A 12,685-nucleotide genomic window follows, 5' to 3' on the forward strand; every position below is an offset into this window, starting at 1 on the left:
TTCTCAGATCACCAGCGGTAGTGCGAGAAGGCGCGGTTGGCTTCGGCCATCCGGTGCGTGTCTTCGCGCTTCTTGACGGCGGCGCCGCGGTTGTTGGCGGCGTCCATCAGCTCGGACGAGAGGCGGTCGACCATCGTCTTGTCGTTACGGCTGCGGGCGGCGGAGATGATCCAGCGGATCGCCAGCGCCTGACGACGCTCCATGCGCACCTCGACGGGCACCTGATAGGTCGCGCCGCCGACGCGACGCGAGCGGACCTCGATCGCCGGAGCGACATTCTCGAGCGCCTGCTTGAACACGCCGAGCGGCTCGGCGCGCGTCTTCTGCTCGATGATGTCGAAAGCGTCGTAGACGATCGCCTCGGCGACCGACTTCTTGCCGTCGTACATGATCGAATTCATGAACTTGGCGAGGATCACGTCCCCGAATTTCGCGTCGGGGATGACCTCCCGCTTTTCGGCGCTGTGGCGGCGAGACATGCGTTACGCTCCGTCCAACTTAAATCTTCAGATGCGGCCGAAGCCGACGCCGTTAAGGCGATGGCCCTTACTTCGGCCGCTTCGCGCCGTACTTCGAACGGCGCTGCTTGCGGTTCTTGACGCCCTGGGTGTCGAGCACGCCGCGCAGGATGTGATAGCGCACGCCGGGCAGATCCTTGACGCGGCCGCCGCGGATCATGACCACCGAGTGCTCCTGCAGGTTGTGGCCCTCGCCCGGGATGTAGCCGATGACCTCGAAGCCGTTGGTGAGGCGCACCTTGGCCACCTTGCGAAGCGCCGAGTTCGGCTTCTTCGGCGTCGTCGTGTAGACGCGCGTGCAGACGCCGCGCTTCTGCGGCGAAGCGTCAAGGTGACGAGCCTTCTCACGGTAGGTCTTTTCCTGCCGCGGCTTGCGGATCAACTGGCTGATCGTCGGCATGCTTCAACTGTTCCCAAACGAATGAGCGGCGAACCGCGCTTCCCTGGCGGGCCGCGCCGCGCGCCTTCTGTTCCGCCCCGCCCTCCGGCGTGCAAAAACGCGACAAAATCAGCGCCAACAGCCTTTTCAAGGCTCTTAGCGCTGGATTCACGCAGAGGACCGCGGCGACCCGCGTTCTTGCATCCGGAGTCCGAAGCCAAGCTTCGAACCGTTTTCAAGACGTGTCAGTCACGAAGTCCGACAGCGTTTAGGCTTTGAAAGGTCCAGAACGAGCCGTTCCGGAAGCAAAAGCCTACTGCCTGCCTGAGGTGGGCGGAACTTAGAGACCACGAATGGCTCCGTCAACCCCGGCCTCAGGGAATCTCCTCTAGAAACCGGCGGATTTCTCGATTTTTTCCACGCCGCCCATATAGGGGCGCAGCGCCTGCGGCACCCTGATCGAGCCGTCCTTCTCCTGATAGTTCTCCATGACGGCGACGAGCGCGCGCCCCACGGCGACGCCCGAGCCGTTCAGCGTATGGACGAACCGCGTCGCCTTGGCGCCTTCGGGACGATAGCGGGCGTTCATGCGCCGCGCCTGGAAGTCGCCGCACACGGAGACGGAGGAAATCTCGCGATAGCGGTCCTGTCCCGGCAGCCAGACCTCGATGTCATAGGTCTTCTGCGAGGCGAAGCCCATGTCGCCGGTGCACAGCGTGACGACGCGATAGGGCAGACCGAGGCGCTTCAGCACCTCCTCGGCGCAGGACAGCATGCGCTCGTGCTCGGCGAGCGAGGCTTCCGGCGTCGTGATCGAGACGAGCTCGACCTTGGTGAACTGGTGCTGGCGAATCATGCCGCGCGTGTCGCGCCCGGCCGAGCCCGCCTCGGCGCGGAAGCAGGGCGTGGCCGCGGTGACGCGAATCGGCAGCTGCTTTTCTTCAAGAATCTTTTCGCGCACGAGATTGGTGAGCGGCACCTCGGCGGTGGGCACGAGGCCGAGCCTTCCCTCCTTCAGCGTGACGATGGAGTCGCCGGCGAGCGCCTCGCCCGACACGGCCCAGAACTGGTCGTCTTCGAATTTCGGCAGTTGCGCCGTGCCGAACATCGCGTCGTCGCGCACCAGAATCGGCGGATTGACCTCCATATAGCCGTGCTCGCCGGTGTGCAGGTCGAGCATGAACTGGGCGAGCGCGCGCTCGAGCCGCGCGAGCGCGCCCTTCAACACCACGAATCGCGCGCCGGAAAGCTTCGTCGCCGTCTCGAAATCCATGAGGCCCAGCGCCTCGCCGAGCTCGTAATGCTCGGCGGGATCGAAATCGAAGCTCGGCTTGACGCCGACCGCGCGCAACTCGGGGTTGTCGTTCTCGTCGCGGCCGAAGGGAACTTCGTCGAGCGGCAGGTTGGGAATTTCGGAGAGCGCCGCGTTCAGCCTCGCCTCGGCCTCGCGCTCCCCCGCCTCGAGTTCAGGCAGCTCGCGCTTCAGCGCCGCGACCTCGGCGATCAGCGCTTCGGCCTTGTCCTTCTGCTTCGCCGCCAGCGCCTGGCCGATCTCCTTCGAGGCGGCGTTGCGCCGCTCCTGCGAGACCTGCAGCTTCGCGATCGCCGCGCGGCGGGCGTCGTCGAGCTCGAGCAGGCGCGTCGACAGAGGTTCAAGGCCGCGCCGGCGCCGGCCCTCGTCGAACGCTTCCGGGTGCTCCCGAATCCACTTGACGTCGTACATGAATCCGCTTCCGCTCCGGCGGGCGCGCCGTCAGCCGGCGGGCGTCCCGCTCGCGCTCGGGGCCGTCTCCTTCTTGTCGAAAAGGCCGACCGCGAGGATGGAAAGCTCGTAGAGAAGCAGAGCCGGGGCCGCAAGCGCCAGCATCGAAAAAATGTCGGGCGGGGTCAGGACGGCGGAGATCACGAAGACCAGCACGATGGCGTAGCGGCGCTTGTCGCGCAGGAAGGCCTGGTCGATGATTCCAACCTGGCCGAGCAGCGTGATGACCACCGGCAACTGGAAGGTGATTCCGAAGGCGAAGATCAGCGTCATGATGAGCGAGAGATACTCGCTGACGCGCGGCAGAAGCTCGATCTGCGCCCTGCCCGGCTCCTTGGCCTGCTGCATCCCGATGAAGAAATGCAGCAGATTAGGCATGACGATAAAATAGACGAGCAGCGCGCCGAGCGCGAAGAAGACCGGCGTCGCGACGAGATAGGGCGCGAAGGCGCGCCGCTCATGACGGTAGAGGCCGGGCGCGACGAAGGCGTAAAGCTGTGAGAAGACGATCGGGCAGGACAGAAACGCCGCGGCGAAGATGGCGACGCGGATCTGGGTGAAGAAATATTCCTGCGGCGCGGTGTAGATAAGCGTCGCGTCGGGCCCGGCGACATGCTGGTAGGGCGCGAGCAGAATATTGTAGATGTCCTTGGCGAAGAAGAAGCAGACGACGAACATCACAAGGAAGGCGAGCAGCGCCTTGATGAGGCGCGCGCGCAGCTCGATCAGATGGTCGATGAGCGGCGCCTTGGTCGCCTCGATGTCGGCGTCGGTCATGGCGCGGCCCGCCCCGGCACGAGCCCGACGGGGGTGAGCACCATCGCCGGCTGCTCACGCGCAGGCGAAGTCGCGTCGTCCGCGCCGTCGATCTCCTTGCGCAGCGCGTCGGCGAGCTCGCGCATCTGCGCCGCCACTTCCTCGCTCTTTGGCTCGGGCGCGTTCGCGGCCTGCGAAAGCGGAGCGTCAGCCGGCGTCTCGGCGGATTGCGGCGGCGAGGCGAGCTGAGGCGTCGCGGGAAGAGCCGGCGCGTCGGCCTTCGCCACCGCCTCGTTGAGGTGGCTGCGAATGTCGCCGAGCGGATCGAATTTCCTGCCCGAGCCGGCGCCGGCGAGCTTCTCCACTTCGGCCCTCGCATCGGCGATGTCCGCCTCGCGCATCGCCTCCATGAACTGGCCCTGGAATTCGGCGGCCATGCGCCGCATCTTGCCCATCGCCTGTCCGAGCTGCCGCAGCACGCGCGGCAGGTCCTTCGGGCCGATCACGATGAGCGCGACGATCCCGATGATGATGAGTTTGCTGGCGTCAAATTCGAACATGCCGGACCGTGCGGGCGGATCGCCCTCGCGTGAAAGCCTCTGTGCTCAACCGGCGTCGCGTCGCGGCGGCTTTCGCTCCGGTCCGCGTCCGCATGATCCGAAAAGCTGCGGAGCGGTCCGAACGGGCGCTCTAGCCGATCTTGCGCGGCTCGGACGCCTTCAGCGGCTCGGCGTCGCGATGATCGAGCGTGCGCAGGGGCTCGGGCGTCGGCGCGGCGGGCTCCGCCGCCTTGACGTCGTCGTCGGCGAGGCCCTTCTTGAAGGCTTTGACCCCCTTGGCGACGTCGCCCATGATGTCGGAAATCTTGCCCTTGCCGCCGAACACGATCAACGCCACCGCGCCGACGATGAGCCAGTGCCAGATCGATAGACTTCCCACGGCGCACCTCTAATGCAACTCTGACGGCGTGACCCTTCCACGCGCGGAACTTAAGTCCGCGAGAGTGTAAAGACAAGCAAAGCAGCATAAATTGAGCTTAAGCGCCAAGCTCGCGCCGGTCCTCGCGGGGCCGCGCAGCCGTGCGCCTCAAGGGTTCAGCGAGGTCATGGATGCCGCATGGGAAGGGGATGCGAACGCGCAGGCCGGCCGGCCTCCTGCTCGACATCGACGGCGTGGTGGCGACGGGCGCGACCGCCCTGCCCGGCTCGGTCGAGGCGATCCGGCGCGTCGCGGCTCTTGGAACGCCTATACGCTTCGTGACCAACACGACGCGCCGCCCGCGTCGCCGCATCCTCGAATCGTTGCGCGGCCTCGGCCTCGACGTCGGCGCCGACGAAATCTTCACGCCCGGCGCGGCGGCGACGGAACTGCTCGCGGAGCGCGGCCTGAAGCCGTTGCTCGTCGTCCATCCCGACCTTGAGGAGGATTTCGCCGGCGCGCCCGTGGGCGGCCCGTGCGCCGTGGTGCTGGGCGACGCGGGAGAGCATTTCACATACGCCGCCCTTAATGAGGCCTATCGCGCGCTGGTCCACGGCGCGGCGTTCTACGCGCTCGCGCGGAACCGCAACTTTCATGACCATGACGGCGAGCTCAGCCTTGACGCCGGCCCCTTCGTCGCAGCCCTCGAATACGCATCGCGGCGCGAGGCGACGGTCATCGGCAAGCCCGCGCCCGAATTCTTTCGCCGCGCGGCGGCGAGCGTCGACGCCCCGCTCGACGACGTCCTCATGATCGGCGACGACGCGGAAGCCGACGTCGGCGGCGCGCTCGCCGCCGGCCTGCGCGGCGTGCTGGTGCGGACGGGCAAATATCGCGAGGGCGACGAGAAGCGGCTCGCGACGCCCCCCGAAGCGGTCGAAGACGATCTGAGCGCCGCCCTTTTTCGGCTTTTCCCCGGATAGGGCGCGCCGGAACGGCGAATGGCCGGACGACGTTCAGGCTGCGCAATTGTCGTGGAACACGAAGCCGATGTCGCCGGCCCCTATATGACGAAAGAGGCCGCCTTCGAGGCCGCCGTCGCCAGCGCCGGAACTGCGATCGCGCAGGGCATGAAGTCCATTTGAAGATTCAGGGCGGCGAAGGGCGCTGGGCCTGAGGCGTCATCTCCAGGCGTCCACGATCTCCTGCGCGCCCGCCAGTTCGATCTGCTGGCTGTAGCGCTCGCGGTAAAGGCGCATCAGCGCGTCATGGGCGGCGTCGGACGAGCTGCAGGGGGCGTCCTGCGCGAGGATGGCGCGATAGCCGAGGTCGACGGCTCCAAGGACGGCGCAGATGTCCGTTTCGCCGCCGGATATGTCTCGCCGAGAAGGCCGCGCGTCAGGCCGGCTTTCTCGCCTCGCGTCATCGTCGAATCCTCGCGCCTCAGCGCTCGGGAACATTCTCCTCCAGCTCGCGGATCCACGTTTCGGCGTTTCCGTCGGACGGCGCGCGCCAGTCGCCGCGCGGCGACAGCGAGCCGCCGGCGGACACTTTCGGGCCGTTCGGCAGGGCGGAGCGCTTGAACTGGGCGAAGCCGAAGAACCGGCGCAGGAAGTCGTGCAGCCAGCGGCGAATGGTTTCGAGATCGTAAGCCCTGCGCCGGTCGGCGGGAAAGCCCGGCGGCCATTGGCCGGCGCCGACGTCGCTCCAGGCGCGCCAGGCGAGGAAGGCGATCTTCGACGGACGGAAGCCGTAGCGCAGCGTATAGAAGAGGTTGAAATCCTGCAGCTCGTAGGGCCCGACCCGCGCCTCTGTGCTTTGCGGCGCCTGCCCCGCCTCGACCGGCACGAGCTCCGGGGAGATCTCCGTCGAGAGAATGGAGAGCAGGGTGTCGGAGACGCGCTCGTCGAACTGGCGCGAGGAGACGACCCAGCGGATGAGATGCTGGATCAGCGTCTTCGGCACGCCGGCGTTGACGTTGTAATGCGACATCTGGTCGCCGACGCCATAGGTGCACCAGCCGAGCGCCAGCTCGGAGAGGTCGCCGGTGCCGAGCACGATGGCGTTCTGCTGATTGGCGAGCCGGAACAGATAGTCGGTGCGCAGGCCCGCCTGCACGTTCTCGAAGGTCACGTCGTAAACGGGCTCGCCGGCGGCGAAGGGATGGCCAAGGTCGGCGAGCATCTGGCGCGCGGCGGGCCTGATGTCGAGCTCGCTCCACGTCGTCCCGAGCGCCGACATCAGGGCGACGGCGTTCGCCTTGGTGTGGTCCGAGGTGGCGAAGCCCGGCATGGTGTAGGCGAGAATGTTCGCGCGCGGCAGGCCAAGCTCGTCGAAGGCCCGCGCGGCGACGATCAGCGCATGCGTCGAATCGAGCCCCCCCGACACGCCGATGACGATGCGCCGCGTGCGGATCGCGCGCAGGCGCTGGACGAGCCCGGCCACCTGGATGTTGTAGCCCTCATAGCAGTCCTGCGCGAGGCGGGCGGGATCGGCCGGCACGAAGGGAAAGCGTTCCATCCGGCGCGCGAAACCGACGTCGCCCGAGGCCGGATCGAGCCGGAACGGGATGCGTCGCCAGGAGGCGCCGCCGACGGCGCGGGCGTTGTCGTCGAAGCTTCCGGCGCTCATGCGCTCCTTGCGCAAAAGGTCGAGGTCGACGTCGGCGAAAACGATCTGCTCCTCGGACGAAAAGCGCGGCCCTTCGACGAGGAGGACGCCGTTCTCGTAGATCGAGGTCTGGCCGTCCCAGGCAAGGTCGGTCGTCGATTCGCCGGAGCCCGCGGCGGCGTAGACATAGGCGGCGAGGCATCGCGCCGACGCGGACTGGCAGAACAGGCCGCGCGTCGCGGCGCGGCCGATGGTGATCGGGCTGCCGGAGAGGTTGGCGATCACGCTCGCCCCGGCGAGCGCGGCGAGCGCCGACGGCGGGACGGGGACCCACATGTCCTCGCAGACGTCCACCGCCAGAGCGAAGCCTTCGACGTCCTCGGCCGGAAAGACGAGGTCGACGCCGAAGGGCGCGAGAAGAGCGCCGACGGCGATCTCCTCCCCGCGCAGGTCCGCGCCCGAGGCGAAATGACGCTTCTCGTAGAATTCCCGGTAGTTCGGCGGATAGCTCTTGGGAACGACGCCGAGCAGGCGCCCGCGATGGATGACGAGCGCGCAGTTATAAAGACGCGCGCCATGGCGCAGCGGCGCGCCGACGACGAGGACGGGCATGAGCTCGGCCGAAGCGGCGACGATCTCCTCCACGGCCCGCGCGACCGCGTCGATGAGCGCGTCCTGAAGGAACAGGTCTTCGAGCGCGTAGGCCGACACGCAAAGTTCGGGAAAGACGGCGAGCGCGGCGGAACGCTCATGGCAGCGCCGCGCGGCGGAGAGAATGGCCTTCGCGTTCGCCGCCGGATCGGCGATCGAGACGATCGGGACGCAGGCGGCGGCGCGCACGAAGCCGTGAGCGTAGATCGAGTAAAAGTCCATTGCCTTCCTTAAACGTCCTTGCGCCGCGCTAGCGGCCCAGAAGCTCCTTGAGCGGCCGGCCCTCGTCGGCGAGATCCTGGGCGCTCGCCTTGGCGCGCATCGCGATAAGGCGCTTGGCGGCCATGAAATCGCCCGGGCGATTGACCGCGTCGGCGGCGATGACGCGCCCGTCGCGAAGATAGAAGGCGATGAAGGAGGCCGCGTCGGGCGAGCCGCGGACGACGAGCTCGTCGAAGCCTTCGGACAGGCCGGCCATCTGCAGCTTGAGGTCGTATTGATCGGACCAGAACCACGGCGCGCTCGCGTCCGGCGGCGCGCGGCCGGTCAACGCGCAGGCGACGACGCGCGCCTGCTCCAGCGCGTTGGGCACGGATTCGAGCCTCACGCTGCGCTCGAGGAAGCCGTGGCGGCGATGCCTGGCGCAGTCGCCGATGGCGAAAATGTCGGGATCGTCGGTGCGGCACGCCTCGTCGACGAGCACGCCGGCGTCGACGGAAAGCCCGGCCGCCGCGGCGAGCTCGTCGTTGGGGATGAGGCCGACGCCGACGAGGGCGAGATCGGCGGGAATTTTCTCCGCCTCCGCTCCACGGCCGACGACCACGAATCCGAGTTCGCCCTCTTTCTCGCCTGGCGCGAAGGCGCTGACGGCCGCGCCGACCCTTATGTCGACGCCGGCCTCGCGGTGGACCTTTTCATAGAACGCCGACACCCGCGCCGCGGTGACGCGCGCGAGCAGGCGCTCGGCGGCCTCGAGCACGACGACCTTGAGCCCCCGCTTGAGCGCGGCGGCGGCGCATTCGAGGCCGATGTAGCCGCCGCCGACGATGACAAGGCGCCGGCCCGGCTGAAACGCCGGGCGCAGCCGCTCGACGTCGGAAATGGTGCGCAGATAAAAAATATTGGAAAGATCGGAGCCGGGCGCTTCGAGCCGGCGCGCGCGTCCCCCTGTGGCCAGGACCAGACGGCCGTAGGCGAGACTTTCGCCGCTTTCGAGCAGCACGCGTTTTCCGGCGCGATCGATCCGCGCCGCCCGCACGCCGAGCCGCAGTTCGACGCCCGCCTTTTCGTAGGCGGAGGCGGCCTTGTAGGTCAGCGCCGCGGCGTCGACCTCGCCCGAAAGAAAGCCTTTGGAGAGCGGCGGCCGCATGTAGGGCGGCGCATTCTCTTCGCCGACGAGGATGATTTCGCCTTCATGGCCATATTGCCGCAGCAAAATCGCCGCCTCGGCGCCGCCCTGGCCGGCGCCGACGATGACGACGCGCGCGTTCCGCGCGATCTGATCCTGCGTCGTCCCCGTCATCGTCATGGTCCGTCAAGGTTTGCGCCCGCCCGCCCGCGCGCGCAACGTCGGAGGGGTCGGCGGATAGTGGGTTCACGCTCACTTAACCATGTTGAAATATTTTGTGCGCTCGCTCCGCGCAAGCCGACCCCATGTAAACTTCTTCTCCTCGAAGATGTATCACGCAGGCTTCGACGCGACGACTTGCCGTCGCCGCGCGCAAGACTCGCCGAATTTCGCCGGACGCGCCGCGATTCTAAGGAACGAAAGCCGGCGCAGACGGTTATCGAGCGCAGCGCGATGTGCGCGCGCGGCGCGTTTCGCCTCCTTCAGAACGCAGTTTGGTCAAAGTCGTGGATCAAAAGTTAACGCCCTGCGGCCGAGAAGCGCTTGAGATGAACAAACTTATTGAACCAAGGAGCTTCTCGATGGAGAAAGTCGCCGTATATGGCGGCCGTTTCGAGCGCGTGGCCGATGGACCGACCGGATGCGCCCTGCTCTCCGCCCAATTCGGCGGGCGTCTGCGCCGCATGTTCGACGCTCCCGTGGACGACGCGATGCAGACTCAGTTCGAGGCGCTGCTGCGGCGGATCGGCGACAAGCTTGGCTAAGCCGGCCTGAAAGTCAGTCGTCACGACCAAGGCCGCCGCTTCGGCGGCCTTCGCATTTTCAGCGGCGCCGATCGGCCGTCGGCGTCAGTCCTTCGCGCGCTCGACGTAGGAGCCGTCGTCCGTCTGCACGACGATGCGCGTTCCCGTGGAAATATGCGGCGGCACCATCGCCCGCGCGCCGTTCGACAGCTTCGCGGGCTTGTAGGATGAGGATGCGGTCTGCCCCTTCATCGCCGGCTCCGTCTCGACCACCTCCAGCGTGACGCGGGCGGGAAGCTGGATGCCCACCGCGACGCCGTTGAAGATGGAGAGGACGCAGGTCATGCCCTCCTGCAGGTAGATCGACTGATCGCCGATCACCTCCGCCGGCACGACGATCTGGTCGTAGCTCTCGCCGTTCATGAAGGTGTAGCCGTCGGCGTCCTGATAGAGATAGCTGAAGTTCTGATCCTCGACATAGGCGCGCTCGACCTGCTCGGTGGTCTTGTAGCGGTCGGTCGTCTTGACGCCGTCCGACAGGCGCCGCATGTCGATCTGGGTCGTCGGCGTGCCCTTGCCAGGATGGAAGCTTTCGGCGGTCAGCACGACGTAAAGCTGCCCGTCCTCCTTCTCGATGATGTTGCCCTTTCGGATGGAGCTGGCGATGACTTTCACGAGATGTCCCTTTTGCGTGGCGCGAACGCGCAAACGCGCCGCGCGCGCCCTTTTCGGAACGCCGGCCGTCCGCGATCGAAACGCTGAGCTTTCGTCAGTTTCTCTTCGGTCCGTCCGCGTGCGCGCGGCGGGCGAACTGAAGAAAAGCCGATAGGCTCGCGGGGCCTATCGCTAGCCATGTTCAGGGACGTTTTTCAAGCGAAATAGCATGAGCGAAGCTCCTCCCCGCTGGTGGCGGCCGCACGCGCACGCCGACCGCCGTCCCTTCCTCAAGGCGCGCGCGCGCATGGCCGAAGCGGTCCGCGCCTTCTTCGCCGCCGAGCGCTTCATCGAGGTCGACGCCGCCGCGCTGCAGGCCTCGCCCGGGGCCGACGCCCATATCGCCCCGTTCCAGACGGCGTTCGAGGCGCCGCATGGCGCGAAGGAGCCGCTCTATCTGCATTCCTCGCCCGAGTTCGCCATGAAGAAGCTGCTGGCGGCCGGGGAGGAGAAGATTTTTTCGTTCGGCCACGTATTCCGCAACGCCGAGCGCGGCCGCCTTCATCATCCTGAATTCTCGCTGATCGAATGGTACCGCGCGAAGGCGCCCTATCAGCGCCTGATCGAGGACTGCGCCGGGCTACTCGCCGCTCTGGCGCGGGCGGCGGGCGCGGACGCGTTCGTCCATGGCGCAGCCAGCGCCGATCCCTTCGCCGAGCTTGAGCTTCTGAGCGTCGCCGAGGCCTTTGACCGCTACGCCGGCGTCGACCTTCTGGCGACGCTCGGGGACCGCGACGCCCTCGCGCGCGCCGCCGCCAGGATCGGCGTGCGCGTCGTCGCCGACGACGGCTGGTCGGATCTTTTCAGCAAGATTCTCTCGGTCAAGGTCGAGCCCCGCCTCGGCCACGAGCGCGCGACGATCCTGATGGACTATCCGGCGAGCGAAGCCGCGCTGGCGCAGCTTCAGAACGACCGCCGTCTCGCCGAGCGCTTCGAGCTTTACGCCTGCGGCGTCGAGCTCGCCAACGGCTTCGGCGAGCTCACCGACGCCGTCGAGCAGCGCCGACGCCTCGTCGCCGAGATGGAGGAACGCGCCCGCCTCTACGGCGACGCCTGGCCGATCGACGAGGATTTTCTCGACGCGCTCGCCCACATGCCGCCGGCGAGCGGCGTGGCGCTCGGCTTCGACCGCCTCGTCATGCTGGCGACCGGCGCGCAGCGCATCGAACAGGTGATCTGGACGCCGCTCGACGTCGGGAGCGCGGCGCGGTGAGCAAGGCGCAGACGCTGCGCACCGCGGAGGAGCTGATCGCCGCCGGCCTCGTCGGCGAAGAGCGGCGGGAGGACATCGAACGCGTCGCGCGCCGCTACGCGCTGGCCGTCACGCCGGCGCTCGCGGCGCTGGTCGATCCGGACGATCCGCGCGACCCGATCGCGCTGCAGTTCGCGCCGAGCCTCGCCGAGCTCGACCGCCGGCCGGAGGAGCTCGACGATCCGATCGGCGACGAGCCCTTCAGCCCCATTCCCGGCGTCGTGCGCCGCTACCCCGACCGCGCCCTCCTCAAGCTCGTGTCGGCGTGCAAGGTCTATTGCCGCTTCTGCTTCCGCCGCGAGAGCGTCGGCCCCGGCGAGGGCGCCCTCTCCGGGGCGGCGCTCGAGGCCGCGCTCGGCTACATCGCCGCCGAGCCGGCGATCTGGGAAGTCATCCTGACCGGCGGCGATCCGCTGGCGCTCGCCCCGCGCCGGCTCGCCGCGACGATGCGTCAACTTGGCGACATAGAGCACGTGAAGGTCGTCCGCGTGCACACGCGCGTTCCCTGCGCCGATCCGGAAGCGGTCGACGCCGCCATGATCGAGGCGCTGAAAAGTTTCGGCCGCGCCGTCTATGTCGCGCTGCACGCCAACCATCCGCGCGAGCTGACCGCAGAGGCGCGGGCGGCCTGCGCCCGCCTCATTGACGCCGGCGTGCCGATGGTCAGCCAGAGCGTGCTGCTCGCCGGCGTCAACGACGACGCGGAAACGCTCGCTGAACTGATGCGCGCCTTCGTCGAGGCGCGGGTGAAGCCCTATTACCTTCACCATCCCGACCTCGCGCCGGGGACCTCGCATTTCCGCGTCGACATCGCTCGCGGGCGCGAGTTGATGCGGCGGCTGCGCGGGCGCCTCTCCGGCCTTTGCCAGCCGACCTATATGCTCGACCTGCCGGGCGGACATGGAAAAGCCCCGATCGGCCCGAACTTCATCGAAGACGGACCGGCGCCCGGCTCCCATCTCGTCGCCGACTTCCGGGGCCGGAGGCACCTTTATCCGCCGCAGGCGCAAGCCCGCCCGCATCGGGACTGACCT

Annotated in this window: 15 protein-coding genes; 5 read left to right on the forward strand and 10 right to left on the reverse strand. The window is 67.7% G+C overall.

Features of this window, described 5'->3' with window-relative positions; genetic code table 11:
• Positions 1 to 8: 8 nt before the first annotated feature.
• From rpsG to ACE3OG_RS05205, 6 genes are all read right to left on the reverse strand, one after another.
• The gene (gene rpsG, locus ACE3OG_RS05180) at positions 9 to 479 is read right to left on the reverse strand and encodes a 30S ribosomal protein S7 (protein ID WP_374306484.1); all 471 of its coding nucleotides are present in this window, start codon (positions 477 to 479) and stop codon (positions 9 to 11) included.
• Positions 480 to 546: 67 nt separating this feature from the next.
• A complete protein-coding gene (rpsL, locus tag ACE3OG_RS05185) occupies positions 547 to 918 on the reverse strand; it encodes a 30S ribosomal protein S12 (RefSeq protein WP_374306486.1) in 372 nt (123 codons plus the stop codon).
• A gap of 367 nt (positions 919 to 1,285) precedes the next feature.
• The gene (gene serS / locus ACE3OG_RS05190) at positions 1,286 to 2,620 is read right to left on the reverse strand and encodes a serine--tRNA ligase (protein ID WP_374306488.1); all 1,335 of its coding nucleotides are present in this window, start codon (positions 2,618 to 2,620) and stop codon (positions 1,286 to 1,288) included.
• 30 nt (positions 2,621 to 2,650) lie between these two features.
• Positions 2,651 to 3,436, reverse strand: a complete 786-nt coding sequence (gene tatC / locus ACE3OG_RS05195) for a twin-arginine translocase subunit TatC (protein ID WP_374306490.1) — start codon at positions 3,434 to 3,436, stop codon at positions 2,651 to 2,653.
• A complete protein-coding gene (gene tatB, locus ACE3OG_RS05200; protein ID WP_374306492.1) occupies positions 3,433 to 3,975 on the reverse strand; it encodes a Sec-independent protein translocase protein TatB in 543 nt (180 codons plus the stop codon). Before tatB ends, tatC begins: the two co-directional genes overlap by 4 nt.
• A 130-nt stretch (positions 3,976 to 4,105) precedes the next feature.
• Positions 4,106 to 4,354 carry a twin-arginine translocase TatA/TatE family subunit gene (locus ACE3OG_RS05205; protein WP_374306494.1) on the reverse strand — a complete coding sequence of 83 codons (249 nt, stop codon included), beginning with the start codon at positions 4,352 to 4,354 and terminating at the stop codon, positions 4,106 to 4,108.
• A gap of 188 nt (positions 4,355 to 4,542) precedes the next feature.
• Between ACE3OG_RS05205 and ACE3OG_RS05210 the strand changes: the two genes are divergently transcribed.
• Positions 4,543 to 5,316 (forward strand): TIGR01458 family HAD-type hydrolase, encoded by a 774-nt coding sequence (locus ACE3OG_RS05210; protein WP_374306497.1) that lies wholly within the window; start codon positions 4,543 to 4,545, stop codon positions 5,314 to 5,316.
• An 18-nt stretch (positions 5,317 to 5,334) separates the two neighbouring features.
• Positions 5,335 to 5,478 carry a hypothetical protein gene (locus ACE3OG_RS05215; RefSeq protein ID WP_374306499.1) on the forward strand — a complete coding sequence of 48 codons (144 nt, stop codon included), beginning with the start codon at positions 5,335 to 5,337 and terminating at the stop codon, positions 5,476 to 5,478.
• A 36-nt stretch (positions 5,479 to 5,514) separates the two neighbouring features.
• Here ACE3OG_RS05215 and ACE3OG_RS05220 read toward each other — a convergent pair whose 3' ends face one another.
• The 3 genes from ACE3OG_RS05220 to ACE3OG_RS05230 are packed head-to-tail and all read right to left on the reverse strand — an operon-like array spanning position 5,515 to position 9,116.
• Positions 5,515 to 5,793 carry a hypothetical protein gene (locus ACE3OG_RS05220; RefSeq protein ID WP_374306501.1) on the reverse strand — a complete coding sequence of 93 codons (279 nt, stop codon included), beginning with the start codon at positions 5,791 to 5,793 and terminating at the stop codon, positions 5,515 to 5,517.
• Complete coding sequence (locus ACE3OG_RS05225; RefSeq protein ID WP_374306503.1) at positions 5,777 to 7,816, reverse strand: NAD(+) synthase; 2,040 nt, start codon at positions 7,814 to 7,816, stop codon at positions 5,777 to 5,779. The genes ACE3OG_RS05220 and ACE3OG_RS05225 overlap by 17 nt, the downstream gene beginning before the upstream one ends.
• Positions 7,817 to 7,844: 28 nt before the next feature.
• On the reverse strand, positions 7,845 to 9,116 hold the full coding sequence (locus tag ACE3OG_RS05230; protein ID WP_374306505.1) for an NAD(P)/FAD-dependent oxidoreductase: 1,272 nt from the start codon (positions 9,114 to 9,116) through the stop codon (positions 7,845 to 7,847).
• Between the two features lie 407 nt (positions 9,117 to 9,523).
• Here ACE3OG_RS05230 and ACE3OG_RS05235 point away from each other — a divergent pair, with 407 nt between their 5' ends.
• Complete coding sequence (locus ACE3OG_RS05235; RefSeq protein ID WP_374306507.1) at positions 9,524 to 9,706, forward strand: hypothetical protein; 183 nt, start codon at positions 9,524 to 9,526, stop codon at positions 9,704 to 9,706.
• Between the two features lie 84 nt (positions 9,707 to 9,790).
• Here ACE3OG_RS05235 and efp read toward each other — a convergent pair whose 3' ends face one another.
• The gene (efp, locus tag ACE3OG_RS05240; protein ID WP_374306509.1) at positions 9,791 to 10,360 is read right to left on the reverse strand and encodes an elongation factor P; all 570 of its coding nucleotides are present in this window, start codon (positions 10,358 to 10,360) and stop codon (positions 9,791 to 9,793) included.
• A 208-nt stretch (positions 10,361 to 10,568) separates the two neighbouring features.
• Here efp and epmA point away from each other — a divergent pair, with 208 nt between their 5' ends.
• Both epmA and ACE3OG_RS05250 read left to right on the forward strand, forming a co-directional pair.
• Positions 10,569 to 11,612: an EF-P lysine aminoacylase EpmA gene (epmA, locus tag ACE3OG_RS05245; RefSeq protein ID WP_374306511.1), complete on the forward strand. Its 1,044-nt coding sequence runs from the start codon at positions 10,569 to 10,571 to the stop codon at positions 11,610 to 11,612.
• The gene (locus ACE3OG_RS05250; protein ID WP_374306513.1) at positions 11,609 to 12,682 is read left to right on the forward strand and encodes a lysine-2,3-aminomutase-like protein; all 1,074 of its coding nucleotides are present in this window, start codon (positions 11,609 to 11,611) and stop codon (positions 12,680 to 12,682) included. Before epmA ends, ACE3OG_RS05250 begins: the two co-directional genes overlap by 4 nt.
• Positions 12,683 to 12,685 lie beyond the last annotated feature (3 nt).

Origin of the sequence: Methylocella sp. (genome assembly GCF_041905455.1) — a bacterium.
GTDB lineage: Bacteria > Pseudomonadota > Alphaproteobacteria > Rhizobiales > Beijerinckiaceae > Methylocapsa.